At 60.1% G+C, this 25,997-nt stretch carries 24 protein-coding genes; 14 read left to right on the top strand and 10 right to left on the bottom strand.

The features are described 5' to 3' along the window. Positions 1-35: 35 nt before the first annotated feature. Positions 36-869, bottom strand: a complete 834-nt coding sequence (locus AC2A6O_RS19780) for a universal stress protein (RefSeq protein WP_148585308.1) — start codon at positions 867-869, stop codon at positions 36-38. Between the two features lie 156 nt (positions 870-1,025). Here AC2A6O_RS19780 and AC2A6O_RS19775 point away from each other — a divergent pair, with 156 nt between their 5' ends. From AC2A6O_RS19775 to AC2A6O_RS19755, 5 genes are all read left to right on the top strand, one after another. Beyond that, positions 1,026-2,822, top strand: a complete 1,797-nt coding sequence (locus AC2A6O_RS19775; protein WP_498929627.1) for a sensor histidine kinase — start codon at positions 1,026-1,028, stop codon at positions 2,820-2,822. Further along, the gene (locus tag AC2A6O_RS19770; protein WP_498929625.1) at positions 2,819-4,213 is read left to right on the top strand and encodes a sigma-54-dependent transcriptional regulator; all 1,395 of its coding nucleotides are present in this window, start codon (positions 2,819-2,821) and stop codon (positions 4,211-4,213) included. The genes AC2A6O_RS19775 and AC2A6O_RS19770 overlap by 4 nt, the downstream gene beginning before the upstream one ends. 385 nt (positions 4,214-4,598) lie before the next feature. After that, a complete protein-coding gene (locus AC2A6O_RS19765; protein WP_148585305.1) occupies positions 4,599-5,615 on the top strand; it encodes a C4-dicarboxylate TRAP transporter substrate-binding protein in 1,017 nt (338 codons plus the stop codon). Between the two features lie 76 nt (positions 5,616-5,691). Next, complete coding sequence (locus tag AC2A6O_RS19760) at positions 5,692-6,336, top strand: TRAP transporter small permease subunit (RefSeq protein WP_148585304.1); 645 nt, start codon at positions 5,692-5,694, stop codon at positions 6,334-6,336. Next, positions 6,333-7,706 (top strand): TRAP transporter large permease, encoded by a 1,374-nt coding sequence (locus AC2A6O_RS19755; RefSeq protein WP_148585303.1) that lies wholly within the window; start codon positions 6,333-6,335, stop codon positions 7,704-7,706. The genes AC2A6O_RS19760 and AC2A6O_RS19755 overlap by 4 nt, the downstream gene beginning before the upstream one ends. 94 nt (positions 7,707-7,800) lie before the next feature. Here the strand turns inward: AC2A6O_RS19755 and AC2A6O_RS19750 are convergent, their stop codons facing one another. Together AC2A6O_RS19750 and xseA are read right to left on the bottom strand one after the other, a co-directional pair. After that, complete coding sequence (locus AC2A6O_RS19750; RefSeq protein WP_498929622.1) at positions 7,801-8,364, bottom strand: DUF805 domain-containing protein; 564 nt, start codon at positions 8,362-8,364, stop codon at positions 7,801-7,803. Between the two features lie 156 nt (positions 8,365-8,520). Further along, entirely contained in the window at positions 8,521-10,083 is a 1,563-nt protein-coding gene (gene xseA / locus AC2A6O_RS19745) for an exodeoxyribonuclease VII large subunit (protein ID WP_498929620.1), read from the bottom strand. Between the two features lie 488 nt (positions 10,084-10,571). Between xseA and AC2A6O_RS19740 the strand changes: the two genes are divergently transcribed. The 4 genes from AC2A6O_RS19740 to AC2A6O_RS19725 all read left to right on the top strand — a co-directional run bounded on the left by AC2A6O_RS19740 (position 10,572) and on the right by AC2A6O_RS19725 (position 14,249). Beyond that, positions 10,572-11,330: a 16S rRNA (uracil(1498)-N(3))-methyltransferase gene (locus tag AC2A6O_RS19740; protein WP_498929618.1), complete on the top strand. Its 759-nt coding sequence runs from the start codon at positions 10,572-10,574 to the stop codon at positions 11,328-11,330. A 4-nt stretch (positions 11,331-11,334) separates the two neighbouring features. Further along, positions 11,335-11,565, top strand: coding sequence for a hypothetical protein (locus tag AC2A6O_RS19735; RefSeq protein WP_498929616.1), 231 nt, complete (start codon positions 11,335-11,337; stop codon positions 11,563-11,565). 375 nt (positions 11,566-11,940) lie between these two features. Then, entirely contained in the window at positions 11,941-13,314 is a 1,374-nt protein-coding gene (locus AC2A6O_RS19730) for a glutamate--cysteine ligase (protein ID WP_148585299.1), read from the top strand. 146 nt (positions 13,315-13,460) lie between these two features. Beyond that, positions 13,461-14,249 (top strand): DUF937 domain-containing protein, encoded by a 789-nt coding sequence (locus tag AC2A6O_RS19725; RefSeq protein ID WP_148585298.1) that lies wholly within the window; start codon positions 13,461-13,463, stop codon positions 14,247-14,249. Positions 14,250-14,378: 129 nt separating this feature from the next. Here AC2A6O_RS19725 and AC2A6O_RS19720 read toward each other — a convergent pair whose 3' ends face one another. Beyond that, positions 14,379-14,693: a DUF1127 domain-containing protein gene (locus tag AC2A6O_RS19720; protein ID WP_148585297.1), complete on the bottom strand. Its 315-nt coding sequence runs from the start codon at positions 14,691-14,693 to the stop codon at positions 14,379-14,381. Between the two features lie 263 nt (positions 14,694-14,956). Between AC2A6O_RS19720 and AC2A6O_RS19715 the strand changes: the two genes are divergently transcribed. Then, positions 14,957-15,832, top strand: a complete 876-nt coding sequence (locus AC2A6O_RS19715; RefSeq protein ID WP_148585296.1) for a LysR substrate-binding domain-containing protein — start codon at positions 14,957-14,959, stop codon at positions 15,830-15,832. A gap of 170 nt (positions 15,833-16,002) precedes the next feature. Then, positions 16,003-16,893: a LysR substrate-binding domain-containing protein gene (locus AC2A6O_RS19710; protein ID WP_148585295.1), complete on the top strand. Its 891-nt coding sequence runs from the start codon at positions 16,003-16,005 to the stop codon at positions 16,891-16,893. Positions 16,894-16,947: 54 nt separating this feature from the next. Here AC2A6O_RS19710 and AC2A6O_RS19705 read toward each other — a convergent pair whose 3' ends face one another. Further along, the gene (locus tag AC2A6O_RS19705) at positions 16,948-17,865 is read right to left on the bottom strand and encodes a DMT family transporter (RefSeq protein WP_498929612.1); all 918 of its coding nucleotides are present in this window, start codon (positions 17,863-17,865) and stop codon (positions 16,948-16,950) included. Positions 17,866-18,021: 156 nt separating this feature from the next. Here AC2A6O_RS19705 and AC2A6O_RS19700 point away from each other — a divergent pair, with 156 nt between their 5' ends. After that, the gene (locus AC2A6O_RS19700; RefSeq protein ID WP_498929610.1) at positions 18,022-18,720 is read left to right on the top strand and encodes a type 1 glutamine amidotransferase; all 699 of its coding nucleotides are present in this window, start codon (positions 18,022-18,024) and stop codon (positions 18,718-18,720) included. A 160-nt stretch (positions 18,721-18,880) separates the two neighbouring features. Here the strand turns inward: AC2A6O_RS19700 and AC2A6O_RS19695 are convergent, their stop codons facing one another. Continuing rightward, entirely contained in the window at positions 18,881-19,855 is a 975-nt protein-coding gene (locus tag AC2A6O_RS19695) for a threonine dehydratase (protein WP_498929608.1), read from the bottom strand. Positions 19,856-19,983: 128 nt separating this feature from the next. On the opposite strand from AC2A6O_RS19695, the gene AC2A6O_RS19690 reads away from it, so the two are divergent. Then, on the top strand, positions 19,984-20,787 hold the full coding sequence (locus AC2A6O_RS19690; protein WP_498929606.1) for a helix-turn-helix transcriptional regulator: 804 nt from the start codon (positions 19,984-19,986) through the stop codon (positions 20,785-20,787). 4 nt (positions 20,788-20,791) lie between these two features. On the opposite strand, the gene AC2A6O_RS19685 is transcribed toward AC2A6O_RS19690, so the two are convergent. Both AC2A6O_RS19685 and AC2A6O_RS19680 read right to left on the bottom strand, forming a co-directional pair. Next, complete coding sequence (locus tag AC2A6O_RS19685; protein WP_498929604.1) at positions 20,792-21,928, bottom strand: alpha-hydroxy acid oxidase; 1,137 nt, start codon at positions 21,926-21,928, stop codon at positions 20,792-20,794. A 17-nt stretch (positions 21,929-21,945) separates the two neighbouring features. Then, the gene (locus AC2A6O_RS19680; RefSeq protein WP_498929602.1) at positions 21,946-22,713 is read right to left on the bottom strand and encodes a FadR/GntR family transcriptional regulator; all 768 of its coding nucleotides are present in this window, start codon (positions 22,711-22,713) and stop codon (positions 21,946-21,948) included. 195 nt (positions 22,714-22,908) lie between these two features. Between AC2A6O_RS19680 and AC2A6O_RS19675 the strand changes: the two genes are divergently transcribed. Further along, on the top strand, positions 22,909-24,207 hold the full coding sequence (locus AC2A6O_RS19675; protein WP_498929600.1) for a DUF3422 family protein: 1,299 nt from the start codon (positions 22,909-22,911) through the stop codon (positions 24,205-24,207). Between the two features lie 144 nt (positions 24,208-24,351). Here the strand turns inward: AC2A6O_RS19675 and AC2A6O_RS19670 are convergent, their stop codons facing one another. Both AC2A6O_RS19670 and AC2A6O_RS19665 read right to left on the bottom strand, forming a co-directional pair. Continuing rightward, complete coding sequence (locus AC2A6O_RS19670; RefSeq protein ID WP_148585287.1) at positions 24,352-24,747, bottom strand: c-type cytochrome; 396 nt, start codon at positions 24,745-24,747, stop codon at positions 24,352-24,354. 143 nt (positions 24,748-24,890) lie between these two features. After that, a complete protein-coding gene (locus tag AC2A6O_RS19665; protein ID WP_498929598.1) occupies positions 24,891-25,835 on the bottom strand; it encodes a LysR family transcriptional regulator in 945 nt (314 codons plus the stop codon). Positions 25,836-25,997: the final 162 nt, after the last annotated feature.

Here is a 25,997-nt window from a genome sequence, read left to right as displayed (position 1 = left end):
CGCAAAATCTCAAGGATTTCAGGAGTGGTTATGCGTCAATGCGCCATCAGCACCGGCACGGTCATGGCGGCCAGGATTTCCCGGGTCGCTCCGCCGAACAGGAACTCACGCATCCGGCTGTGGCCGTAACCGCCCATCACGACCAGATCGTTGCTGTTGTCGGACACATAGTTGAGAACCGTATCGGCAATGCTTGCGTCAGGGTTGTTGACCACCTCAATGGTGACATTCATGTTGTGGCGCGCCAGATAGTTCGCGACATCCGCACCGGGTTGGCCGGTTGCCTTGGTAGCCTTTTTCTCGACAACCAGAACGGTGATCTTCTCCGCTTTTTCCAGAACGGGAAGAGCCGCATGGATGGCCCGCGTCGCGGTGGAGCTGCCGTCCCAGCCGACCAGTACGTTCTGCGGCTGGAAGGTTTTGCTGCCGATATAGGGAACGAGCAGAACCGGCACGCCGCTTTCGAAAAGAACCGTCTCGATCAAGAGCTCACGCATGGGCTCCGGCTTGTCCGGATTGGCCTGGCCGATCACCACAAGGTCGGTCGGGCGGCAGTGGACCAGCACGTTTTCCAGCGGGCCGCCGGTCAGGATTTCCGCAAGCCGGCTTTCGTACTTCACACCGGCCACGCGGGCCAGTTCCTCGAACGCCTTCTTGGCCTCGGTGGCCGCTCCGACGGCCTGCTCGTGCGCTGCCTGCAAATAGTCTACCGGCATCGGCGCTGCTGCAAATGCAGGAACGACCGGCTCGAAAGACACCGCCAGTCCGGTGACGTGGGCATCGTAGTTGCGACCGAATTCGAGCGCGTATTTGGCGGCCGGCTGGTCATCTGCGAGATCCAGAACGGTCAAAATATCTTTGATAGGCATATATCACTCCTGCGGCCGGTATCATGTCAGCGATCCAGATTCGTCAAAAATCTATAGGTGTCAATGTGGTGTGTCCTTGACGCGCATCAATGGCGCCACACACGCCACCTGTGTTCACCGGGTGGCGGGAACGGAAAAAATGCGCAATATGGAGCCATGTCGAAATGCTGGTTCTATCTGGCCTTGCCTCCCTTGCTGCTCGTGGTGGCCGCTATCATGCTGGTTCAGCTCTTCATGGAGTTGGACGAGGACAGTGTTGACAGGAAGGCCGCCGAGCGGCTGACGCTCTATCGTGAGACGATCCTGGGCGAATATCAGAAATACCGTTATCTGCCCTATATGATTGCCCGCGATCCGAGAGCGACCTCCGCGCTGGGGCTCGGCCAGCCGTCGGAAAGCGCCAATCGCTTCCTGCAGGAAATGGCTGAAAACTCCGGCGCCGAACTGCTCTATGTCATGAACGCCGATGGCACGACCTTGGCAGCCAGCAACTGGCAGGGCGAGTTCTCGCTGGTTGGTCAGAATTACGGTTTCAGGCCTTACTTCAGTTCGGCCATGCACGGCGAGGAAGGCCGGTTCTTCGCAATCGGTGCGACCTCGCACGAACCGGGCCTGTTTCTGGCACGGCCGACGCCGGTCAGCGGCAAGCCGGTGGGTGTGGCAGTGGTCAAGGTGGACATGGGCCCGCTGGAAGAAGCGTGGGCAGAAGGCGGCGAGACGGTTTTTGCAACTGACGCCAATGGGGTGATCTTTCTGTCCAGCCAGCCGGAATGGCGCTATCGGACGCTGACGGCGCTGCCGAAAGAGGTGCGCCAGATGATCGAGGACACCCGTCAGTATGCCGGCCAGGAGCTGTTTCCGGTCAGCGACCGGCGGGATGAGGCACAAAAGCAGCTGGTCATCGGCGGCAAGGCCTACCGGCACAATTCGGCGGATGTCGGCCTGCTGGGCTGGACCCTGCATTTTCTGGTGCCGGTGGAAGAAACCCGCAAAAGCGTGCTGCCGGCCTGGGCCGTAACCATCACGCTGTGTCTTGTCTATGCGGTTATTGTCCTGGTTTTGCGCGGTCGGCGTCTGCGCAAGGCCTCCGTCTTGCTGCGGCAGGAATCGGCCAGCCTGAAGGAATTGAACACCCGCCTGGTGGAGGAAATCCAGGAACGGCGGCGGGTTGAAAAAGAGCTTCTGGAAGCTCAGCGCGGCCTTGCCCGCTCCAGCCGACTTGCAGCCGTTGGCGAAATGTCGGCGGCAGTCGTCCACGAACTCAGCCAGCCGCTGGCGGCCTTGCGCATGTTCGTGGCGGGGACGCGAAAATTCCTGGAAAAAGGCGACACGGAAACCGCGTCGGACAACCTCAACGAAATCGATTCCCTGCAGATGCGCATGGCCAGTCTCACGCAGGAACTGAAGCGGTTCGCCCGGCCCGGTGAAAACCGGATCGAGAAGATCGATCTGACCGAAAGCATCCGGACTGCCGAAAAGATCGTTCGTCCCCGTTTCGAGGAAACGGGCTGCAGTCTGAAACTGGACCTTCCACAGGGGCCACTGGAAGCGGAAACCGCTCCACTCAGGATCGAGCAGATCCTGGTCAACCTCCTGCGCAATGGCGCCGATGCGAGCGCAGGCGAAGACGCTGGCGAAGTCCGGCTGCATGCGGAGCAGCAGGGGACAGAACTGGTGCTCAAGATATCCGACAATGGACCCGGCGTTCCGGAAGACCTGAAGGAACGGATCTTCGATCCATTCTTTTCCACCAAGTCCAGCAGCGGTGGCATGGGCCTTGGCCTTGCCATATCCATGCGGCTTGCGGAAGACCTGGGGGGCAGTTTATCGGTGCGCTCGAACACCCCGAAGGGGGCAATATTTGAATTGCGTCTGCCCGCATTGTCCGGTGAAAAGACCGGTGAGACCCCGGCCGGCCCCAGCAATGAACGGGAATCGGAAGCTGCAGAATGACCGACCTGTCCCAGAAAATCCCTGTTCTTGTCGTCGACGATGATCCCTCCATGCGCGCGGCGCTCCGGCAATGGATAACGCTTGCCGGTTTCGAAACCCGGGAAGTTGCTACGGCGGCGCAGGCGCTCGCCGGATTGACCGCCGATTTCCGCGGCTGTGTGGTCTCCGACGTGATGCTGGAGGAGGGCGATGGTGTGTCGCTGCTTCGCAAGATCGGGGCGCTCGATGCGGACCTTCCGGTAGTGCTGATCACCGGCCATGGCGATGTCCCGATGGCCGTTGAGGCAATGCGCGCGGGGGCGTACGACTTCATCGAAAAACCATTCGATCCGGATCTGATTGCAGATGTGGTCCGCAGGGCCTGCGACCGGCGGGCACTCGTGCTGGAAAACCGTTCGCTGCGCACGCAGCTTCATCAGAGCGCCGGGCTGGAAAGCCGCCTGATCGGCACCAGCCCCGCCATGCAGGCTCTGCGCCAGCAGATCCTGCATTTTGCTGCGACCGATGCCGCTGTGCTCATCACAGGCGAAACCGGCACCGGCAAGGAAGTGATTGCGCAGGCCCTGCATGATTTCAGCCCGCGCAAGGACGGCCCTTTCATGGCCATCAATGCCGCGGCCCTGCCGGAGGCCATGGTGGAAGCAGAGCTGTTCGGCCATGAGGCGGGGGCCTTCACCGGGGCGGACAGGCAAAGGATTGGCCGCATCGAGGCGGCAAGCGGTGGTGTTCTGTTTCTGGACGAGATCGTTTCCATGCCGCTGGCGCTGCAGCCGAAACTGCTCCGCGTGCTTCAGGAGAAAAAGGTGGACCGGATCGGCGGCACACGGCCTGTCGATGTCGACATCCGTCTGGTCAGCGCCGCCAACATTGATCCGAGGGAAGCGGTCCGCAGCGGCCGGCTGCGCGAGGACCTGCTCTTCCGGCTGAACACGATCGAACTGCGCGTACCGCCACTGCGTGAGCGCGGCCGCGATGCGTTGTTGCTGTTCGATACCTTCCTGAATCGTTTCGCCGCCCAGTATGGTCTGGATGCTCCGGCAACAAGTGCCCGCGACGAGGCTTTCCTGCAGACTTATGGCTGGCCGGGCAACGTTCGCGAGCTGCGCAACGCCGCCGAGCGTTTTGTGCTCAATGCTCCGGTCGCGCCGCAGCCGCTGGAAGAGCTGGTGACCGGCCAGCGCGAGACGGGACCGGTTCCTGCCGGTGGCGGGCTGAAAGAACTGATGGACGCTTATGAGCGCAACCTGATCGAAGGGGCGCTCCGGCGTCATGGCGGGCGGATGGCGGACGTCATGCAGGAACTCAACCTGCCGCGCCGCACACTCAACGAAAAAATGACCCGCCTCGGTCTCAGCCGCGATCAGGCGCAAGCCGAGAGTATGGACGGCTAGGCACTCCTTAAGGCATTCACCCGAGCGATGCTCAACATCCAGCCTCATCCTACGAGACGGACCTGCGGTCCTCTTCAGGATGAGGTTATCGGGAAATGAGACGGTGGTTCGAAGCTTGGCAAAGACAGAGGGGCAAGCATGCTCCTTTGCCAACCCAACCGGCGAAAATCCGCCGAACGGATCAGGGCATCGGCAAGATCTTGCCGAGCTGCACCGCAGCAAATCAGGGGCGGCGTGGAAAGAAACGGCTTTTTCCTGCCGGAAAGTGTTGCCAGCAAGAACTGGCACGGGTCATGCTAGTTGATCATCGACTTGGCACGGGCTTGCGCGTGGAGGCGTACAGGCTGAGCTGCCAAGAAAATGAGCAATATCTTGGGAGGATTGCATGCTCTTTTCACTGAAATCCGCAACTGCTGTATCCGCGGCTGCGCTGTCTCTGGTCTTTGCCACCGAAACCTTTGCTGCTGACGTAACCTGGAACGTGTCGCTCTGGGGCAAGCGCCGTGCGTTTACCGAGCATGTCGAAAAGCTGGCTGAAGAAGTGGCCGCGAAGACGGACGGCAAGTTCGAGCTCAAGCTGCAATACGGCGAAGCCCTGTCGAAGTCTCGCGAGAACCTCGACGGCATTTCCTTCGGCGCATTTGAAATGGCGCAGATCTGCGCATCCTATCACCCGGACAAGAACCCGAGCCTAACGGTGCTGGAACTGCCGTTCCTGGGCGTGAAGGACCTTGATCAGGAAATCAAGGTTTCGATGAAGCTTTATGAGCATCCTGCAGTCAAGGAAGACCTGGCTCGCTGGAACGCCATGGCCCTGATGCCTTCGCCGATGCCGCAGTACAACTTCGCCGGCAAGGGCGATGCGCCGAGCTCGATTTCCGATTTCAATGGCATGCGTGTACGTGCCCTGGGTGGTATTGGCCAGTTGATGGAAGCCGTCGGCGCCGTGCCGACGTCCGTGACCGCTTCGGAAACCTATCAGGCAATCGATTCCGGCACGGTGGCGGCTGCCAGCTTCGCACCGCATGCCCATCTGTCGTTCAAGGTGGTGGAAGTTGCCGACTGGTGGACCAAGAACCTGAACCCGGGAACCGTCCAGTGCCCGGTGATCGTGAACATCGATGCCTACAACGCCCTGCCGGACGACTTCAAGGAAGCGCTCGACAGCTCGGTTGAGCCGGCGCTGGCGCATTACCTGGAGACCTATGACAAGGTCTACGAAAAGTGGTGGCCGGAACTGGAAAGCCGTGGCGTGACCCAGATCGAGTTCTCCGATGCCGAACTGGCAGCCTTTGCCGAAAAAGCCATTCCGATCCAGGAAGCCTGGGTTGAAGAGCAGTCTGCCAACGGACTGCCGGCGCAGGATATCCTGGACACGGTCAAGTCGACCCTCGCGGAATAAGCCCAGCCAGCCTGGACTGTTTCACACTCTTCCCGGCGCGGCCCGCGCCGGGAAGTCAAAGCTCGGGGCTTAACTCATGAACACAATCGATCCCGGACAACGTTCCGTCTCGGAGCGCCCGGTCACTTATATCCGTTTTGATGGCTGGCTCGCTCACGTCGAGAATGCCTTCAACCTGTTCGCAGCCGGTGCCATCCTGTCGTTGATGCTGCTGGCCGTGGTGCAGGTTATCGGTCGCCTGCTCTTCAACACGCCTGTTCCAGGCTTCATCGACATTACCGAACAGGCCATGGCCATCTTTGCCTTCGCCGGTGTCGCGTATTGCCAACGCGTTGGCGGCCACATCCGAATGGAAATCGTGCTCGGCAAGTTGAGCGGCCGGACGCTTTACATCTGCGAAATGCTGGGTGTCATCCTGATCGCCTTCACGGTCGCCCTTCTCATCTGGGGTTCGTTGTATCATTTCGACCGGTCCTGGACGATCGGCGACAGCACCATGGACATTCGCCTGCCGACCTGGCCTTCCAAACTGATGGTGCCGATTGCGCTTGGCCTTCTTCTCCTGCGCCTGTGCATGCAGATCTACGGTTACGCCCGCCTCGTGGCTGACCCGACGCGGGAGGCCTTCTGCGTGCCGATGATCGAGGATGTTGAGGAACACGCCAAACACGAGATTGAAGAAGCCTTTGGCGACGACATTGAAGAAGGAGGCGCGCGATGACGACGCCGTTTGAAGTTGGCCTCCTGATGACCGGTGTCCTGCTGGTGCTCGTCATCTTGGGTGTGCGTGTGGCCTTTGCCGCTGCCTTTACCGGCCTGGTTGGCCTGATCGTGCTGTTCTCGTTGAAGATGGGCTTCTCGAAAGGATTTTTCGTCGCCTTGCAGATGGCAGGCACGATCCCCCATTCCAAGTCGGTTACCTACGCCCTGTCGGTGCTCCCGACGTTCATCCTCATCGGCTTTCTTGCCTTTTATGCAGGCTTTACCAAGCAACTGTTCGAAGCGGCAAAACGCTGGCTCGGCTGGCTGCCGGGCGGCATGGCCGTTGGGACCGTGTTCTCCACCGCCGGCTTCGCGGCCGTTTCGGGGGCATCGGTCGCAACAGCTGCGGTCTTTGCGCGGGTTGCCATTCCTGAAATGCTGGCAGCCGGTTATTCCAAGCGCCTGTCGGCGGCGGTCGTTGCCGCAGGCGGCACGCTTGCCTCCCTCATTCCGCCGTCCGCGATCCTGGTGATCTACGCCATTTTGGTGGAGCAATCGGTCGGTAAGCTCTTGATCGCCGGTTTCCTGCCGGGCGTGTTTTCCGCGCTGATCTATGTCGGCATCATTGTGGGTGTTTCCGCCTGGCGGGGAGACGCGCCCCCTGTTGGTGGGTTCACCTGGAAAGAGCGCTTCGAAAGCGTGCCCGGCACCTTGCCGATCATCGCAGTCGTCGCGATCATCTTCTGCTCGTTCTTCTTCGGTCTGGCCACTCCGACCGAAGCCGGTTCGCTCGGAGCCTTCGTGGTGCTGGTCGTTGCCTTCATGAAGGGCATGCGCACAAAGCAGCTCGGCCAGGCCCTGCACGAAACCGCGAAACTGACGGTGATGATCTTCACGTTGATCTGGGGCGTGCTTGTCTACGTGCGTTTCCTGGGCTTTGCCGGTCTGCCGGACGCCTTCAGGGATTTCATCGTCGCGCTGGACTATTCTCCCTGGGTGGTGATGGTCTGCATCCTGCTGGCCTATGCCGTACTTGGCATGTTCATGGATGCGATCGGCATGCTCATTCTGACGCTGCCGGTGGTCTATCCCGCCGTGATGGCGCTGAACGGCGGCGAAGGTGTTTCGGCGGCAGACAGTGCCTTCGGCATGTCCGGTGAGGCCTGCTCGATCTGGTTCGGCATTCTCGTGGTGAAAATGGCGGAGCTCTGTCTGATCACGCCACCCATCGGGCTGAACTGCTTCGTGGTTTCGGGCGTCCGTCCTGATATTCCGGTGCAGGAAGTCTTCCGCGGCTGCGTCCCGTTCTTCATTGCAGACGTTCTGACCATCGCGGGTCTGCTGGCGTTCCCGTCAATTATCACCCTCCTGCCTACGATGATGGGCTGACGGGGCCATCCACCTACTTGAAAACAAAACGCCGCCGGAAAGACTTTCCGGCGGCGTTTTTTGTTGCAGACCGGGGAAATGCCCCGGGTTCGGGTTAATCGAAGATGTGAGCCTGGCTTTGCGGCGTGTCGAAACGGTTCGATCCCCGGGTGCCCGCAAAGAACATGTTGGCAAAACCCTGGCAGATGCTCAGAATCGTGCCGATGATCGGAATGAACCACAACAGCATCCACTTGCCGGAGACGTCCCTGTCATGAAAACGGCGCACCTGAACGGAGACATTCGACACGAAGAAGGGCAACACGGTCAGCCAGACTGTGAAAAAACTTGAATCGGCAAGAATCCGTTTGGCTTCGGCCTCGTTTTCGAAATTCAGACCAAGCGATGCGTAAAAACCGAAGATGATGGCGACCGACACGATGCTGTTGAACGTGCTGATGGCCCAGTAGCCGAGCCGGCCGATCCTGCCCTTGAAGCTGAAGAAGAAGCCGAGAAACTGCAGCGCCGCGTCGGTGACCGAAACGCCGCTGTCGCCGGCGACCTGAAGTGCCGCAGCCCCTCCAGCGTGCGCATAAGCACCGGCAGTCGAGGCATAGGCATTGTTGCCGGAATACTCATTCTGGCTCGAACCCCACTGGGTCGGGCCTTGCTGGTTCAATCCACGTCTTCCAAATTGCTTGCGCTGCACCGGCATCAGTATCCCCCGCCAGGAAATTTCTTGTCAGAACGGAGGTGACGCTACGCAAGCCAGCTTAAGATTGAGGTAAGGGATGTGGTTAAATCTTGGTGAAATTGCGGAGGGTTTTTTGTTCGATCAGAACAGGCTGCCCTGGTTGGTTGCCGGACCCTTGCTTGCCGGCTGCTTTTTCGCCTTGGCGGGTTTCGGGCCTGCGCTGTCGCTGAGCGCGACCGCGTCGACCGTGCCGTCCGCCAGTTCTATGGCGAGGGCCGCGCCAGAGGCAACTGCCGCAGCCGAGCGCACCGGTTGGCCGCTGTCGTCGCGTACCACGGCATACCCGCGCGCAAGCACATCCTTGTAGGAAAGCGACTTCAGCAGCTTCTGCAATCCGTCGAGGCGTGCCTTTTCCTGCGACAGGCGGGCAAGATAGGCCCGGTCGAGCCTGTCACCCAATCCGGACAGGCGCTCAGTGCCGAGTGTCGTCTGCTGGGCCAACCGTGCTGGTGTCAGTCGCACGGCCAATGCCTCGAAGGCGTTCCGCTTCTGCGTGACGGCCACCTGAAGCGCGCGCTGCTTGCGTTCGCTCGCCTGGATCAGATCCTGCCGTGCCTTTGTCGTCAGGCGCGACAGGAGCAGCGGAGACAGGCGCCCGGCGAAATTCTGATACTGGGTCCGGTGGGTCCTGGTGCTGACGATCAGCGCCCGTTCCAGGCTGTTCGCCATCGTATCGAATTTCTGGCGCGGCAGAGCCAGAAGATCCTGCGGTGCGGGCAGGGCGGCGCTGGCGGCGCGCAGTTCGGTGCGACGGGTGGTCACGAACCGCACCAGACCCGAATTGAGCCTGCGGGACCGGTCGTCCACCATGGCCATCAGTTCGGCCTTCACCGGCACGGCAAATTCCGCAGCACCTGTCGGCGTCGGAGCGCGCAGGTCGGCGGCAAGATCGATCAGGGTCCAGTCGGTCTCGTGTCCGACGGCTGAAATCAGTGGAATCTGGCTGTCCGAGGCCGCGCGGACGACGGCTTCCTCGTTGAAGCCCCAAAGGTCCTCGATGCTGCCGCCGCCGCGGGCAACGATCAGCACATCCGGCCGCGGGATCGGGCCGCCTGGCTGGAGGGCGTTGAAACCGCGAATGCCGTTGGCAACCTCCGCACCTGAGGTTTCGCCCTGGACACGGACAGGCCAGACCAGCACATGCAACGGAAAACGGTCGGCGATCCGGTGCAGAATATCGCGGATGACGGCGCCGGTCGGCGAGGTGACCACGCCGATGACCCTTGGCAGGGGCGGCAGCGGCTGTTTGCGTTCTTCGGCAAAGAGACCTTCGGCGGCGAGTTTCTTCTTGCGCTCTTCCAGAAGCGCCATCAGCGCGCCGGCACCGGCCGGCTCAAGCGAGTCGATCACCATCTGGTACTTCGACTGGCCCGGGAAGGTGGTGATCTTGCCGGTGGCGATCACCTCCAGCCCCTGTTCTGGCTGGATCTTCAATTTGGAAGCGGACCCGCGCCAGATCACGCCGGACAGGACAGAGCGGTCGTCCTTCAGATCCAGATAGATATGACCGGACCCCGGCCGGGAGATCCGGCCCAGCTCACCGCGCACACGCACGTAGCCGAACGTATCCTCCATCGTCCGCTTGATGGAGAAAGAAATTTCGGAAACGGAGAATTCGGCAACGTTGGACTGGGCTTCGCTCACGCAGATGATTCCTTTTCTGCCTCGAAAGTGGCTGTTCGGGCAGGAAGGGTCAAGGACGTGCGGATCGGATTCACCCGCTGCTTTTGCCAATTCTCATGCCATTTCCCCTTCATTTTATGAGCACACGCTAAGCTGGCGCAGGAGAATCAAATAGACTGTGGACGCATCCGAAGCGGTTGGGACCGCCTTGAAACCCACACAATCGAGCGCATACCTAGGACGTGAACTCATAAATGAAGACGAAATGGCATGAGAAATGGGGGACCTGCGTTAGCAAGTGCGCGCAGAGCGGGCTTCATGCCCGGTCAGGCAGGCTGACGACACGCGGTGACGCCCTTTTCATGTTCTTCGGATTCGACCGTATTGGTCTTCCTCAGCGTTGCGAAAGCTTGAAAATGAGTGACGTTTCCTGCGCTTCCGCGCCTCGACGAAGACCTATCCGCCTCAAACCATTTCATCTTCATTTGTGAGCCCACACCCTAAGCACCATGGCCAAATACGAGTTCAACATGCAACGACTGTTTTTGCGACACATTCTCGCTGACGGTGCACGTATCGAAGCGGACCGCAGCCAGGCGAATTATCTGCTGAATGTTCTGCGCCTCAAGGACGGCGACTATGTCCTCGCCTTCAATGGCACCGACGGTGAATGGCTGGCGAAGATTATCAGCAACGGGCGGCGCGACTGCACCTTGCAGCTTATGGACCGCACACGCGAGCAAACGTCCGCAAATGACCTGATGTATATGTTCGCTCCGCTCAAACACGCCCGGCTCGACTACATGGTGCAGAAGGCCGTGGAGATGGGCGTCGGCAGCCTGAAGCCGGTGCTGACGCAGCACACCCAGGCCAGCCGGATCAACCTGGAGCGCATGGAAGCAAACGTGATCGAGGCCGCCGAGCAGTGCGGCGTCCTGGTGGTGCCCGAAGTGCTGGCTCCCCAGCCGCTGGCCGATGTGCTTTCTGTCTGGGCTGAAGCACAGCCCGGGCGCCGGTTGCTTTTCTGCGACGAGGCGGAAGGGACGAACAACCCGCTGTTGAGCCTGGCGCAGATGAAGGAAAACGGCCCGCCGCCGCTGGCCATTCTGATCGGCCCGGAAGGCGGCTTTTCCGAAGAGGAGCGGGCGCTCCTGCGCAGTCTGGATTTCGTCACCCCAATTCCGCTGGGGCCGCGTATCCTGCGCGCCGACACGGCTGCTGTGGCGGCGCTGGCTGTTCTTCAGGCAACGGTCGGTGACTGGAGATAGGTGAATGCCGCAGGACGTCCTGGCACAGCGGAATGCGGAAGCCGGCAACGTTGAAGCAGTCCGTGATGTTGGAGACGCGGAGAGTTCGGCTTCGCCGGCGCAAAGGGACAGGCGCTTCCGTCTGCCGGTCTGCGTGGCTCTCGGGCGGGTGGTTTCCATGCTGCTGGTTGTCATCTGCAGCCCTATCCATTTGCGCGGTCGCACGGAACCGTTATCCGTCTTCAGGATTGCGTGACGGGAAGAACCTGGACTGCAGGTATCTTGTCGTTCGATGGGTGCGATGCCCAGGCTGATCCGGCGATGCCGCGGATACGTTTCACCACAGCCAAAAGCGCAAGACCTAGTCATTGGTCGCCGTTGGGCAATCATTTTGCCAAGGGCATCGTGCACCCTCAAATCGGCTTGGGCTGCCTTTTTGGGGGAACGGCTTGCGATCCTGAAACCCACCGTCGCAAGGTCCGTGCGTGCTTCTGTCTCGTTTCCTTGCTTGCATTATTGTTTCAAGAAACCTAAATCACCGAGGCTCAAAAGCGTTCCGGATGGAACGCGCCGGATCACTGCGGTTTGTAGGGGGCAGCCTGACGGGCCGCGCAGTTTTTAGGACGCTTTCATGGCCCGCGATACGGTCGACACAACCCCGATTGAAACGGTAGCGGACCTTGCCGCGACGCTCGAGGAGGGCTGTAAGCCGGAAGAGAAGTTTCTCATCGGCACCGAGCACGAAAAATTCGGCTTCTGTCTGAACGAACTCTCGCCGATTCCCTATGAGGGCGAAAAGGGCGTCGAAGCGATCCTCACCGGCATGGAAAAGCTGATTCACTGGGAACGGATCGAGGACGCAGGCAAGATCATCGGACTTGCGGACGACCGTGGCGGCGGGGCCATTTCCATTGAGCCGGGTGGTCAGTTCGAACTCTCGGGCGCGCCGCTCGACAACCTGCATCTGACCTGTCGGGAAGCCAACCAGCATCTTGCCGATGTGCGCCGCGTTGCAGAACCGCTCGGCATCGGTTTCCTCGGCATCGGCATGGCACCGACCTGGGCGCGCGCCGACATGCCGCGCATGCCGAAATCCCGTTACGACATCATGACCAACTACATGCCGAAGGTCGGCTCGCTTGGTCTCGACATGATGTACCGGACCTCCACCATTCAGGTGAATCTCGATTTCTCCTCCGAAGCGGATATGGCCCTGAAGATGCGCGTCGGTCTGGCTCTGCAGCCGATTGCGACCGCCATTTTCGCCAATTCGCCTTTCACCGAGGGCAAGCCCAACGGCTTCAAGTCCTTCCGCGCCCAGATCTGGACCGACACCGACCATGACCGCACCGGCGACATGCCGTTTGCTTTTGAGGACGGCTTCGGCTTCGAACGCTATGTCGAATGGGCAATTGATGTGCCGATGTATTTCGTCAAGCGCGGCTCGACCTATTACGACGTCACCGGCACCACTTTCCGTGAGTTCATGAACGGTGGGCTGGAAGGCAAGGTGCCGGATGCAACGCCCAACATTGGCGACTGGAACAACCACCTGTCCACGCTTTTCCCGGATGTCCGGCTGAAAAAATATATCGAGATGCGCGGTGCCGACGGCGGCCCGTGGCGGCGTATCTGCGCTCTGCCGGCACTCTGGGTCGGTCTGCTTTACGACAAGGGCGTGCTCGATCAGGCTTGGGAACTGGTCAAGGACTGGACCCAGGAAGAACGCGCGGCGCTCCGGGCCGGTGTTCCGGAAACGGCGCTGCAGACGCCATTCCGCTCCGGCACGGTTCTGGACGTTGCAAAACAGGTGCTTGCCCTGTCTCAGGAAGGCCTCAAGCGCCGCAAACGCCTGAGCGATGGCGATCTGGACGAGCGTGTGCACCTGGCTCCGATCGAGGAAGGCCTTGCGTCCGGCATGTGCCCCGCCGACGTCCTGCTGCAGCGGTATCACGGCTCCTGGAAGGGCGATATCAACCAGGTCTTCCGCGACTACGCCTACTGAGCCAGGCCCGCTCGTGGCAGTGAGTTGCGGGCGGCCGGCACGATCCGCGAAAGGCGTGAATTGACCTGAGGCCCGCGAAGCGTCACTCTGTCTGTGATCGGTCTTTTTTCTCAAGGCCTTGCAACAGCGTGAGCGGAGCGACGCAAATGACTGGCATCGAGACGGGAGCCCCTCCCTTCGACATCTTTTCCTTGTCGGAAGATGTGCGCAATCGTTTCGGCTGGTCCAATGACGACCTCAGCCGGGTGATGGAGCAACTGTTGCCTGCCGCGCTGAACGGCTTTCGTTACTTCGGCAGCACGGTGCCGGGCTTTTCCGATTTTCTCGGGCAGACATCGCCTCTCGGGTCTGCAACGCAAAATCCTTTTGCGGGTTATACGGGCTTGTTCCAGAGCCCGTCCGATGCGGCCCTGACGCCGTTTTTCGGACCCGAAGCTGTTCAAAAGGCTCTTGCCAGTCAGATTTCCAACTTCACAGGGCTACAGCGCGACGCCATTCAGGAAATGATGCCGGTTGCGGCGACGCTTGCCATGGGGCAGATCGCCAGACCATTCGTCCATGGCGAAGCCCGTAACCTGCTCGACGCCTATCTGCGCGGCTTTGCCAGAGGCCGCCCGAAACCGCAGCCGACCCCCGTCGATTATCTCCAGGGTTATGCCGAAGCGATGCAGTCGTTCTGGGGAGCGTTCTTGCAGCCGGCCAGCATTGTCACGAAATCCCCGGAGCCCGAGTCCGACCCCGAACCGCAGGAAGAAGATCTGCCGCCGGAAGACGAACCGGATACGTTCGAAGCCGAAGCTCCTGATGTCGATACATCGGAGTTTGAGGAAATGGTGTCCAGCTGGATGTCGGCAGGGCGCGATTTCCAGTCCAACCAATTCAAGGCCTTCGACAGTTTCTTCGAAAAGGCTTCCAAGGACTTCCGGGGCGCTTAAGGCCGGTCCTTTTATCCGCGCCCACACTTCCCTTTTTGCAAAAAAAAAGACCCGCCATTGAGGCGGGTCAGTTTCGTCAGCAAGGCTTGCCGACAGGGGCTGCAAATTGGGGGGGTAACAGCGGAAAGGTCAGGCCGCTATCTGGCGGGTCTTGCTTTCGCTCACGAGGGTCATCACCGGCTTGTCCTGCGCCGAATTGGCGGCGCTGTAGCCAACGGTTTCGCGGAGCGCTGAAGATTCGTTCACCAGAGATGTCGGGTCGGTATAGAACGGTAGGGCGAGTGCGCGTCGAACGTCGCTCCGGGTCAAACCGATATCCTTGAGCTGCTCATCAGACCAGTCAGTCAGTTTCGCGAACTGACGACGGTTGCTGAATACGCGCCATGCACGGGCAACCATCTGCCCGAAGGGAGCGAAGAAGGGGGTGCTTGCAGTATGTGACATGGCATAACTCTCCTATCGGCGGACGGAGGAATTCCGGCGGCCTGTTCCGAGCCAGATTTGGCGTCGCTTGTTGTGGAACATCCCTTACATGCCCTGTTTGGTGCTATTATTCCAACGAATGTTTTTGATTGAAATAATCAATTTTTGTGAAGTCAGAACAGTCCATGCTTTCCGGAGAGCCGGCTGGGCCGTTTTTGGGAATTCATTTCGCTATTGAATGGATGTGGTGTTAAATATGAGCACCGTTTATCAGTGAGGCGCTTATGCTCGACCTGGATCAGCTCCATACCTTTGTGGCCATTGCCGAAAGCGGCAGCTTCACAAGGGCAGCGGAAAATGTGCACAAGACGCAGTCGGCAGTCTCCATGCAGATGCGCCGACTGGAAGAGCGGATCGGCAAGCCGCTGTTTGTTCGTGTCGGCCGGCAATCGCGCCTGACAGAACATGGCGAGCGGCTTCTGCATTACGCGCGCCGGCTTGTGCAGTTGAACGATGAGACACTTTCGGCTTTCGACGACACCGAGTTGGCCGGTCTCGTCAGACTGGGCACACCGGACGATTACGCCGACCGGTTTCTGCCGGAAATTCTCGCACGTTTTTCCAGATCCAATCCCAAAGCGGAAGTCAGCGTCGTTTGCGCCCCGACTCCCAATCTGGCCGACATGATCGCCGAGGGCGAACTTGATGTTGCGATCATCACCCACGTGCAGAAACGCGGCCGCAAGAACGTCGACCTCGTCCGGCGTGAGCCGTTGCTCTGGGTCGTTTCGGCCCGTCATGCGGTGGAAAACGAGTCGCCTTTGCCATTGGCGCTGGGGCGTGCAACCTGCGACTGGCGCCGGGCAGCGATCAATGCGCTCAGCGACCAGATGCGTGAGCACCGGTTGCTTTATTCGAGTTGGAATTCGACGGCTGTCGGAGCCGCCGTTCTGGCGGGTCTTGCCATATCCGTTCTGCCGGAATCTGCGTTGCGGTCCGGAATGCGGGTGCTGACGGAGGCCGAAGGTTTTCCGAAATTGCCGGATTGCGAGATCGGCATCATGCGGTCCTGGCACAACAATTCCCGTGTCACGGACGCGCTTGTCGAGCACATCGTATCGTCGCTCGACAACCTGTCGGTTCCGCTGGCCGCAGAATAGTTGCAAATAATCGGAATTATCGAAATAGTTTCAAGATCTTACCTAAGGTAATTTTTTCAGCTGCCGGTCAATTATGCATTGAATTGTAAGAAATTTTGATGTATCTTCTGCCAATCAATTCGAATCTCAAATCTCACCACTGGTTGTGGCTCATTTCATAGGGTCCTTGCATGCATCACGCACTGGACATCGACCAACTTCGGACGTTCTTGGCGATCGCGGAACTTGGGAGCTTCACCAAGGCCGGCGAGGCCGTGCACAAGACACAGTCGGCAGTCTCCATGCAGATGCGCCGGCTTGAAGAGCGTGTCGAACAACCGATTTTCATCAAGGACGGCCGTCAGTCCAGGTTGACAGAAAACGGCTTGCGACTGGTTGAATATGCCCGCCGCATGATCATGCTGAACGATGAGACCCTTTCGGCTTTCAACGGTCAGAAGGAAGTCGGCCATGTGAAGCTGGGTGTGCCGGACGACTATGCCGACCGGTTGTTGCCGCAGGTGCTTGCCGCCTTCAATCGGCTCAATCCTTCCATCGAAGTGCAGGTGGAATGTGTTTCCAGCCACCGGCTGACGGAAGCGATCCGTGAAGGAACGCTCGACGTTGCCATTACGACATCCCAGGACACGATGGATGTGCGCGGTGAAATCATTCGCCGCGAGCCGCTGTATTGGGTGACGGCCAACCAGCATTCTGCGCACACACAGGACGTCGTCCGTCTGGCACTCGGTCCGGTCACCTGCGGTTGGCGGCGGCTATCGATGGATGCTCTCGACCGGGCAGGACGTCCGTACCGGGTTTCCTACACCAGTTCCAGCGCGGCCGCTCTTGTCGGCGCCGTTCAGGCCGGGCTTGCCGTGACCGTGTTTCCGGAGAGCGCGATCCGCGATGGCATGCGCATTCTGGACGAGAAGGACGGGTTTCCGACGTTGCCTTATTGCGACATCGCCTTGCTGCGCTCGGACACAGCGCGCGAAGCCATGCACGACACATTGTGCAACCACCTCGTGGCGGCCATCGGCAATGTCGGCAGCGGCGCATCGCAACTGGCGGCGGAATAAGCTTCCGCCACCCGGACTGTTTCCATCTTAAGGCATGGGGTTCACACCCTGGACTTACCGGGCGCGCAGCATCATGAGATTGCCGCCGAGGACGCAGACAAGGCCTACGGCAGCTACCGGTGTCCACTGATATCCCTCGAAGATCGTCGACAAGGTGAGAGCGACCACCGGAAAAAGCACGGTGGCATAGCCGGCCCGTGCCGAGCCGATCCGTCCGAGCAGCGTCAGGTAGGAGGCAAAGGCGATGACCGATGAAACGACCGCCAGATAGATCAGGCTGCCGATATAGTTGACGGACCACTCCATCGAAAAGCTCTGGCCGCGCAGGGCTGAAAACAGTCCCAGGAACAGCATGCCGTAGACCATGCCCCACGCGGTGGCCGGGGTAACGGCGATGCCGCGTCGCTGGGTGTCCGCCGACAGCATGTTGCCAAGGCAGAAGGAAAAGGTGCCGCCGATGCACATGGCAAGGCCGATGGCGGCATTCTCGTTGAACTCGGCCCCGGCCAGTTTCGGCCAGAACATCAGACCGATACCGACAAAGCCGAGCACCCCGGCGGCAAGCGCTATCGGACTTGGTCTTTGACCGAACAGGATTAGCCCCAGAAACAGGTTGAAGATCGAGGCGGTGGAAAAGATCACCGCCAGCAGCCCGGACGGCAACGCAGCAGCACCGTAGTAGAACAGGGTGAAGTTGGTGGAAAACATCAGCACGCCAAGACCGGCGAACCGCATGTGATCCTGAAGTCCGAAGGCCAGGTGGTGGCCACGAAAGCGCGCCCAGGCCATCATGATCGAAGCCGCCAGTACAAAACGCCAGAACACCGAGACCTCAGGCGCAACTGTTACCACCTGGCCCTTCATCGCAATCCAGCTGAAGCCCCAGGCCATAACAGTTACGGCGTAAAGACCATAGTCTGTCGCACTGAAACCGGCAGAACCGTGCCGGAGGCTGGGGGATGCAACACTCATGTGGGAACCGATCTTTGTGGAGAGATTGTCGCCCAGATTGGCGGTCTCAACACTTCAATGCAAATGATTGTTTTTGATGTTCCCATCAAGGTTGCGCATGGATAAAGTCCGTTCGAAGCGGGAGCGATGGGGCTCCCGGGCGCGTTTGAGGACAACATGCAATTTCTCGTCGTTGAGAACTATGAGCAGACGGAACTCGGCATTCTGGGCCGTGTAGCTGCACAGGAAGGACATAGCTGGAAGACCGTAAAGGCGCATGAGGGTGAACCGCTTCCCGCGTCAGTCGATGCGTTTTCCGGATTGGTGGTGCTGGGCGGGGCACAGGATGCGCTGGCCGATGAAGCCTACCCGCATTTGCCACAGGTTTGCGATCTCATCCGTGCCTTTGACGATGCCCGCAAACCCGTTATGGGCATTTGCCTGGGCTCACAGTTGATCGCCCGCGCATTCGGCGGCGAAAACCTTCTGGGCCTTCCGGTGGAGTTCGGCTGGCGCGACGTGACGCCGACGGACGCAGGGTTGGAAGATCCAGTCGTTGGCAAGCTCAAAGATGGGTCACCGCAGTTCCACTGGCATTCCGACACGGTGACATTGCCCGACGGTGCCGTACTTCTGGCAAGCAGCGCAATGACGCCGGTGCAGGCTTTTCGAATGGGCGAGTTGACCTACGCAATCCAGTTCCACTTTGAAACCGGCCTGCCGGAAGTCCACAACTGGTCTGAAACCTTCGCCGACGATATCCGCGCGCATACGCCGGACTGGCATGGCCGTCTGGACGCCGAAGCGGCCCGCCATGCAGCACAGGCTGACGAGACGGGAGCCGCAATTTCGAAAGCCTGGCTATCGTTGCTGTGAGCCCTTCCGCGCTTCCAGGCCGGGGCGGCCCCGAACGTTGTCATCCCGGTTTGCCGCAAAGCGGCAAGACCGGGATCCAGTCTTCGGCCAGGCCTCGTTGCCTTGCGAACGCGCCTCGGCGCATTGCGAGAAGCCAGCGTTGCCTCTGAGCGCATGATCTTCACACCATCGGCGTTCCGCCGGTCAGAACCGTCTGCATTGCCGTTTCGTCCAGGTTGCCTCCCGACAGAATGATGCCGGCCTTCTTGCCTTGCAGCTTTGGCGCATCCTGAATAAGCGCGGCGAGGGCGGCGGCGCCTGCGCCTTCAGCAAGATTATGCGTGTCGGCAAACAGGATGCGGATGGCTGCGGCAATCTCGTCATCCGTGACCGTCGCTACCCGGTCGGTTCCATTTTGCAGAATGTCCAGCGCCGCTTGCAAGGGCTCCCGGCAGGCCATGCCGTCAGCGAATGTTGCCGCGGTCTCCGTGGTGACGATTTTTCCCGCCTCCATGGAAAGCCGGTAGGCGGGGGCCTTTTCCGTGACGACCGGCACGATTTCGGTTTTCAGACCCAGCAGATCGCGCACCGTGATCAGCCCGCAAGCACCCGAGCCCATGCCGACGGGAACATAGACCACATCGAGATTGCCATGCATCTGGAAGAATTCCAGCGCGTAGGTGGCAACGCCCAGGACAATGTTCTTGTGAAAGCTCGGCACCATCAGGAAGTCGCTTTCGCTGGCCAGCCGTTCAGCGGTCCGCCGGGAAATGTCGAAATCCCGGCCATCGACCACGAGATCCGCACCGAAGGCCTTCATCGCCCGGTTCTTGCCCTGGGCATTGCCTTCCGGCACCACGATTGTGGCTGGCAGGCCGAGCGTGCGGGCGGCCAGCGCCATCGACTGACCATGGTTTCCTCGGGTCGCAGTGACCACACCCTTCGGGCGGCCATGCTCTTCGATATGTTTCTGGATATAGACGATGGAGCTTCTGGCCTTGAAGGCCCCGATGGGCGTGTGGTTCTCGTGTTTTACCGCGATCTCCAGCCCGAAACGCTCTGTCAGCAGCGGCCAGACATAACTTGGTGTTTCCGGCACCAGTTGGCGCACGATCGGAAAAGCGGCTTCAAGGTCTTCCAGGGTAAAGAGAGGCATGTGACAGGTCGGGTCCGTTCGTCGTTTGAGTTTGCCGTGAGTATACTTTCGCTGACGGACCTGTCTTTCAGGATCCTGAACCTTTTCAAGCTTGCGCGGCAAGTGTTCCTGGGTCAGGTTTGCCCACCATGCAACCGCACACCGTTCATACCCATCAGCGGTCGGGGCCCCTCGGCCGTGAGATGGCCGGGTACAGGCTTGGCCTGCTGCCGGCTGCTGCCTATGATGTCGGCTTTGTGGCCGACGCGGAGACCATCGGCTTCGCATTCGATGTGCAAAGGGGCAGCCACGCCGTCGGCTCGGACCGCCTGGAAGATTTCGTGCGCTTGCCCAATACTCTGGCTGTCACGCCCGCAGGCTGTGATATCCGCTCCCGGTCAGACGGTGGCGGTGAATATCTCTTGCTCAGCGGTGGCCGTCTCGGCCTGGCGGGGGATTGCTATCGGACCAACATTCCGTCGAAGTCCGCCTTCAGGGCCGCGAGCAGATTGCGCATGTGGCTGTTGTCGGATGCAACACCCGGCCAACTCGAAACCGAGGCATGTATCGCCTGCCTGGCCGAGGCGGTACAAAGGCCGCAGCACCCGAACAAGGCGGCCAGATGGATGACCAGCCATCGCTTCCGAACGGTGACGGAGAAGATCGAGGCCGATCTCGGGTCCAACCTGACCGTTGCCGGTCTGGCTGCGGAAATCGGCGTTTCTGCCAGTTTCCTGAGCCGGGCCTTCTCGGCTTACTGCGGGCAGTCGCCCTATGATTATATCGTCAGCCGGCGGCTGCAGCTCGCCCGGGCGCTCATCGCTTCCACCGGCATGCCGCTTTCCGAAATCGCCCTCAGCTCAGGCTTCTCGTCGCAAAGCCACATGACGGAAAGTTTCCGGACGCGCCTGGGGATCAGCCCCTCGAAGATCGCGCGCCCGGGCAACAGGTGATCGCTCAGAGCACCAGGTTGTGGCGGCCAACCTTTTTGATGTCGGTTTCGCCGCACAGTCCCATGGTGACGTCCAGTTCCTTGTGCATCATCTGCAGCACCTTGGTGACACCTTGCTTGCCCATGGCACCGAGGCCATAGATGAAGGCACGACCGATGTAGGTGCTTTTCGCGCCCATCGCGATGGCCTTGAAGATGTCCTGACCAGACCGGATACCACTGTCGAAATGCACTTCGATCTTGTCACCGACCGCGTCGACGATGTCCTGAAGCACTTCATAGGATGCAAGAGCCCCGTCGAGCTGACGGCCGCCATGGTTGGAGACGACGATTGCATCAGCGCCGACGTCGGCCGCGATCTTCGCATCCTCCACATCGTTGATGCCCTTGAGGATCAGTTTGCGCTTCCAGTGGGACTTCACCCATTCCACCGACGACCAGTCGAGGGTCGGATCGAACTGGCTGTTGGTCCATTCCGCAAGCGAGGTCATGTCGCCGACACCGGACACATGGCCATGGATGTTGCCGAACTGACGGCGCTTGGTCTGCATCATGTTCCAGCACCAGCGCGGCTTGAAGGCAAGGTCCAGAAGCACGTGCGGCTTGGGCTTGGGCGGCGTGGACAGGCCGTTTTTCAGGTCCTTGTGCCGTTGGCCCAGCACCTGAAGGTCGAGCGTGAGCACGAGTGCCGAACAGCCGGCATCCGTTGCACGATGCATCAGGTTTTCCGAAAAGCCCCGGTCGCGCATCACGTAAAGCTGGAACCAGAACGGGTTCTTGGTGTTCTCTGCAACATCCTCGATGGAGCAGACGCTCATGGTGGAGAGCGTGAAGGGCACGCCAAACTCCTCGGCGGCCTGCGCGGCGAGAATTTCACCGTCGGCGTGCTGCATCCCGGTCAGACCCACAGGCGCAAGGGCAACCGGCATGGTAACATCTTGGCCGGCCATCGTAGTCTTGAGCGAGCGGTTGTCGATGTTGCAAGCCACGCGCTGCCGCAGCTTCTGACGTTGAAGCGCTGCTTCGTTTTCCCGGTAGGTGCTTTGCGTCCAGGAGCCCGTATCCGCATAGTCGTAAAACATCTTCGGCACCCGGCGACGGGCCAGGGCCTGCATATCGGCAACATCGGTCACAACAGTCATCGATTTCCTCCTGAGGCTCACGAGCGAGCCGGTTTTCTGGTCCGTCTCAGGCCGGCAAGCTGTTCGCGCCGGTCCAGATCCTTCGTTTCGGCAAGGGTGCCGCGCACATAGTCGATATGGTCTTCCGAGGCTTGCCGCGCGCGGTCGGCATCCCCGGTCTGAATGGCGCCGGCAATGGCTTTGTGCTGTTGCAGCAGCTCAATGCGCGCCGTTGGGTGGTGATAAAGCCGGCCGCGGTTGTAGAAGACGCCGTTTTCCAGAAGCCGGTAGCAGGAGCGGAGGGTGTGCAGCATCACCACATTGTGGGCCGCTTCGCCAACCGCGTGATGGAAGGCAACGTCCAGCCGGCTCTCCGCAGGCAGGTCCTCGCTGTCGTGCGCTTCCTGCATCTGGCGAACAATGTCCTGAAGCCTTGCAAGGTCGGAAGGGGCCGCCCGATCAGCCGCAAGGGCCGCCGCCTGGCTTTCGATACCACGTCGGAACTCGAAATAATCGTTCACCGCGTCCGGATGCCGGGCAATCAGCTGGATCACCGCTTCGGAAAAGATTGGGCCGATGAGGTCGGCAACATAAGTGCCGCCGCCCCGGCGTGAGGAGATCAGCTCCCGGTCTTCAAGCGTTTTCAACGCATCGCGCAGCACAGGCCGGGACACGTCCATCTGGTCGGCAAGGTCACGCTCGGCGGGTAGTCTGTCACCGGATTGCAGAACGCCCTTCAGGATCAGATCCTCGATCTGCTCCACGACGGCATTCGCTGTTTTCTGATGATCGACCGGCTGAAACATGCCGCTGCCACTCCTTTGCTGGCGCGAAAATTAGCGCCGCTTGCAGAATTGGTCAATTTTTTTGTCCAATTATTTGTTGCCTAAATGTCGCTCCTGTTCCGCGTTTGGTGGCTGCGTCAAAAATGCCGGTTGGTTTTCGCCCTCCCTTAGCGGAAAGTTAGATAGACAGAACACTGCCAAAGTTGGGGTTGCTCCTTGGATCAGGGATCAGAAAACGGGTCTGCCTTTCCATCCTTTCGCACGTCTCAACTCAGGGAAAAGGTCCTGGGAGAGGTTCATGCGCGGCCGTTTCGCGCGCTGCCCTGTCCTCGAACGGTGCTTCACTACGCCTTCCTGACTGATGCCGACGAAGCTGCCCGCGATCATGCCTGGCTCTCGGAATTCTGCATTTCCCGTGGCGGACACGGACCCGCGCCTGGCGCCCGGCATCACACGGTCAATTTCGGCGGCGGTTCCCTGAGCTGGGAACAGCACGCGGAATTCACGACCTACACCTGGGACGGCACCGCCCACGAAGAAACGATTTTTGGGCAGGTGCCGATCAACCACCCCTTTGGCGCCGCATTCCACGCTCCTGGCGATCTGCTGGTCGCCGTCAGGCTGGAACTGCGTGGCGGCGACGAGGGCAAGGAATGGCGAACCCAGTTCGATGAAGGCAGCCTGACTGTCTCCAATCTGGAAGACGGCGCCGCCATGGTGGCGACCGACTTCCGGCAGGATGGCGATGGCCTGACACGGCTTCTGGTCTGTAACCGGACCTTGAGCGACGTCCAGTCCGGCGCGGTTGTCCAGCGGCTTCTGGAGGTGGAGACCTACCGCACACTGGCGATGCTGGGCCTATTCGAGGCAACGAAACTGCAACCGGACATCCGGCGTTTCGAAATCGAGCTCGCGGAACTGACCGGACAGATGCAGGAGACTTCCGCACTGGGCGCCAACCAGGAACTCCTGGACAAACTGTCTGGCCTTGCCGCGGCGCTGGAGGCTGGCGCGACTGCCAGCACGTTCCGGTTCGGGGCGAGTCGTGCTTATGACCAGATCGTGCGGGCACGGCTGGAAACCCTGCATGAAGAAGCGGCGCCAGGTGAACTGTCCATGGCGTCCTTCCTTGTTCGCCGTCTTGCGCCGGCCATGCGCACCTGCCAGGCGATCGAAGACCGTCAGGCGATGCTTTCGCGCAAGCTGGCACGAGCCACCACCCTTCTGCGCACCCGGGTGGATGTGGAACTGGAAGAACAGAACCGCTCGCTGCTGGAATCGATGGACCGGCGTGCAGACCTTCAGCTACGCCTGCAGCAGACTGTCGAGGGCCTGTCTGTCGCGGCGGTGAGCTACTATGTGGTCGGTCTGATTTCCTATCTCGCGAAAGCCGCCAAGAAAACCGGCCTGCCGCTGCCGGATCCAAACGTGATGACCGGCATATCCGTGCCGCTGGTCGTGCTGGTGATCTGGTGGACGGTCAAACGTATCCGCCAGCAACACGGCGGGCACTGACACTTAAACGAGACTGCGCTTATGACAGTCTCTCATGGTCCGGCTGTGTCCGCTGCGACGGCCAGAGATATTCTTGATCATCAAAGTGCCAGACAGCAAAAAGGCCGGGTCGCCCCGGCCTCGTTGTCGCTCAGCAAAAAATGCTTACTTGGTGGAACCGTCTTCGTTGTACTGGTTCAGGTAAGCGATGACGTTTTCACGGTCTTTTTCCTTCTTGAGCCCGGCAAACGCCATCTTGCCCTTCGGAATCATGGCCTTCGGCTTGGTCAGGTAAGCATCGAGCGTTTCGACGTCCCACACCTTGCCATCGGCCAGTTCAAGCAGGTTGGCGGAATATTTGTAGCCATCCACCACGCCCCACTTCCGGCCAACAATGCCGTTCAGTTCCGGACCCACCTTGTTTTTGGCGTCAGGACCAACAGCGTGGCACGCTGCGCATTTCTTGAAAACTTTTTCACCCTTGGCAGGGTCGCCATCGGCGCTAGCCTGAACGGTCAGGGCCAGAAGCGCAGTTCCGGCGATCATCAGCAGTCGCTGCATGTGTATCTCCCTCAGTTTGGGTGTTCTTAACCCACTGCAACAGAACAGGATGTCGCGCGTTGATGCAAGTGACGGACCGTCGCATCCCCAGCCAGGGCGACATGCAATCAATCTGAAGGGGTATCTCGTGCCCGATTGCGGCGTCAGCTTGCGCGAGCGCTGCTCGGCAGGCGCAACCAGTCCTCCAACCCATCGTCCCAATAGGGCGAAGAGCCATAGAGACTGGCCAGAAAATCGATGAAAACACGCACCTTTGCCGGCAGGAACTGGCGGCTGGGATAGACGGCGTAAAGCCCGACGTCCTTCGAGGCCCGGTATTCGGGCAGCAGGATCTGCAGTTTGCCTTCCCGCAGTTCCGGGCCGACGTCCCATGTGGAGCGAAGCGCAACACCGACGCCCGCCAACAGGCATTCACGCACGACCTCGTTGGAATTGGTCTTGATCGGGGCCTGCGTGCGAACCGTCTCGATGCCGTCCGGCCCTGCAAGCCGCCACGGATCCTGACTGGTCGCGGCCATGGTCACATGATTGGCAACGAGATCCTCGATGCTGTCGGGCGTGCCGTATTTTTCCAGATAGGCCGGGCTCGCGCACAGCACACGGTGGACCGGTGCAAGGCGCCGGGCAACAAGGCTGGAATCGGAGAGTTCCGCAATGCGGATGGCAAGATCGTAGCCGTCGCCGACGATGTCGACAAAGTCGTCGGATAGATCCAGGTTGACTGAAAGGTCGGTATTTTCCGCCAGGAATTTGCCGAGGTGAGGGGCAATGTGCAGGCGGCCGAAGGATGTTGGCACCGCCACCTTCAAATTGCCACGCGCCTTGGCCGACCCGCGTGAAACGAATGATTCGGCTTCTTCCACGGAGGCAAGAATGGCCACCACACGTTCGTAAAAGCCTTGGCCGGCCTCCGTCATGGCGATCTGGCGCGTCGTGCGTTGCAGCAGCCTCGTGCCGAGTTTTTCCTCCAGACGCCGGATGCGCTTGGAAACGACTGCGGGCGACAGGCTCATTTCGCGGCCGGCTGCCGACATGCTACCGGCACTCACCACCCTTGCGAAAATCTCCATGTCGGTCAGATTGCTCATTTTCAATCTCTCAGAAACACAATTAGTATTTGCCGGTCGTTTTTCCAGGGCACGAACCTTGCCAGACTTGTGCAAGGGCATTTCACTGCCAACGCATGTTACGCAAGGCCAAATCGATTGGATCAGCGTATAATAAGCAGAAGGAGTTCATTTCGTGACCGC

The organism is Labrenzia sp. ATLA3, from assembly GCF_057180185.1.
This window is presented reverse-complemented; position numbering and strand designations above follow the sequence as displayed.

Coding starts and splice junctions, on each gene's coding strand:
- AC2A6O_RS19715 (WP_148585296.1), top strand. CDS start 14,957: ATGCTCGACCTGGATCAGCTCCATACCTTTGTGGCCATTGCCGAAAGC.
- AC2A6O_RS19690 (WP_498929606.1), top strand. CDS start 19,984: ATGCAACCGCACACCGTTCATACCCATCAGCGGTCGGGGCCCCTCGGC.
- AC2A6O_RS19760 (WP_148585304.1), top strand. CDS start 5,692: ATGAACACAATCGATCCCGGACAACGTTCCGTCTCGGAGCGCCCGGTC.
- AC2A6O_RS19705 (WP_498929612.1), bottom strand. CDS start 17,865: ATGAGTGTTGCATCCCCCAGCCTCCGGCACGGTTCTGCCGGTTTCAGT.
- AC2A6O_RS19710 (WP_148585295.1), top strand. CDS start 16,003: ATGCATCACGCACTGGACATCGACCAACTTCGGACGTTCTTGGCGATC.
- AC2A6O_RS19755 (WP_148585303.1), top strand. CDS start 6,333: ATGACGACGCCGTTTGAAGTTGGCCTCCTGATGACCGGTGTCCTGCTG.
- AC2A6O_RS19735 (WP_498929616.1), top strand. CDS start 11,335: ATGCCGCAGGACGTCCTGGCACAGCGGAATGCGGAAGCCGGCAACGTT.
- AC2A6O_RS19720 (WP_148585297.1), bottom strand. CDS start 14,693: ATGTCACATACTGCAAGCACCCCCTTCTTCGCTCCCTTCGGGCAGATG.
- AC2A6O_RS19775 (WP_498929627.1), top strand. CDS start 1,026: ATGTCGAAATGCTGGTTCTATCTGGCCTTGCCTCCCTTGCTGCTCGTG.
- AC2A6O_RS19740 (WP_498929618.1), top strand. CDS start 10,572: ATGGCCAAATACGAGTTCAACATGCAACGACTGTTTTTGCGACACATT.
- AC2A6O_RS19725 (WP_148585298.1), top strand. CDS start 13,461: ATGACTGGCATCGAGACGGGAGCCCCTCCCTTCGACATCTTTTCCTTG.
- AC2A6O_RS19680 (WP_498929602.1), bottom strand. CDS start 22,713: ATGTTTCAGCCGGTCGATCATCAGAAAACAGCGAATGCCGTCGTGGAG.
- AC2A6O_RS19670 (WP_148585287.1), bottom strand. CDS start 24,747: ATGCAGCGACTGCTGATGATCGCCGGAACTGCGCTTCTGGCCCTGACC.
- AC2A6O_RS19685 (WP_498929604.1), bottom strand. CDS start 21,928: ATGACTGTTGTGACCGATGTTGCCGATATGCAGGCCCTGGCCCGTCGC.
- AC2A6O_RS19700 (WP_498929610.1), top strand. CDS start 18,022: ATGCAATTTCTCGTCGTTGAGAACTATGAGCAGACGGAACTCGGCATT.
- AC2A6O_RS19765 (WP_148585305.1), top strand. CDS start 4,599: ATGCTCTTTTCACTGAAATCCGCAACTGCTGTATCCGCGGCTGCGCTG.
- AC2A6O_RS19770 (WP_498929625.1), top strand. CDS start 2,819: ATGACCGACCTGTCCCAGAAAATCCCTGTTCTTGTCGTCGACGATGAT.
- AC2A6O_RS19730 (WP_148585299.1), top strand. CDS start 11,941: ATGGCCCGCGATACGGTCGACACAACCCCGATTGAAACGGTAGCGGAC.
- AC2A6O_RS19695 (WP_498929608.1), bottom strand. CDS start 19,855: ATGCCTCTCTTTACCCTGGAAGACCTTGAAGCCGCTTTTCCGATCGTG.
- AC2A6O_RS19665 (WP_498929598.1), bottom strand. CDS start 25,835: ATGAGCAATCTGACCGACATGGAGATTTTCGCAAGGGTGGTGAGTGCC.
- AC2A6O_RS19780 (WP_148585308.1), bottom strand. CDS start 869: ATGCCTATCAAAGATATTTTGACCGTTCTGGATCTCGCAGATGACCAG.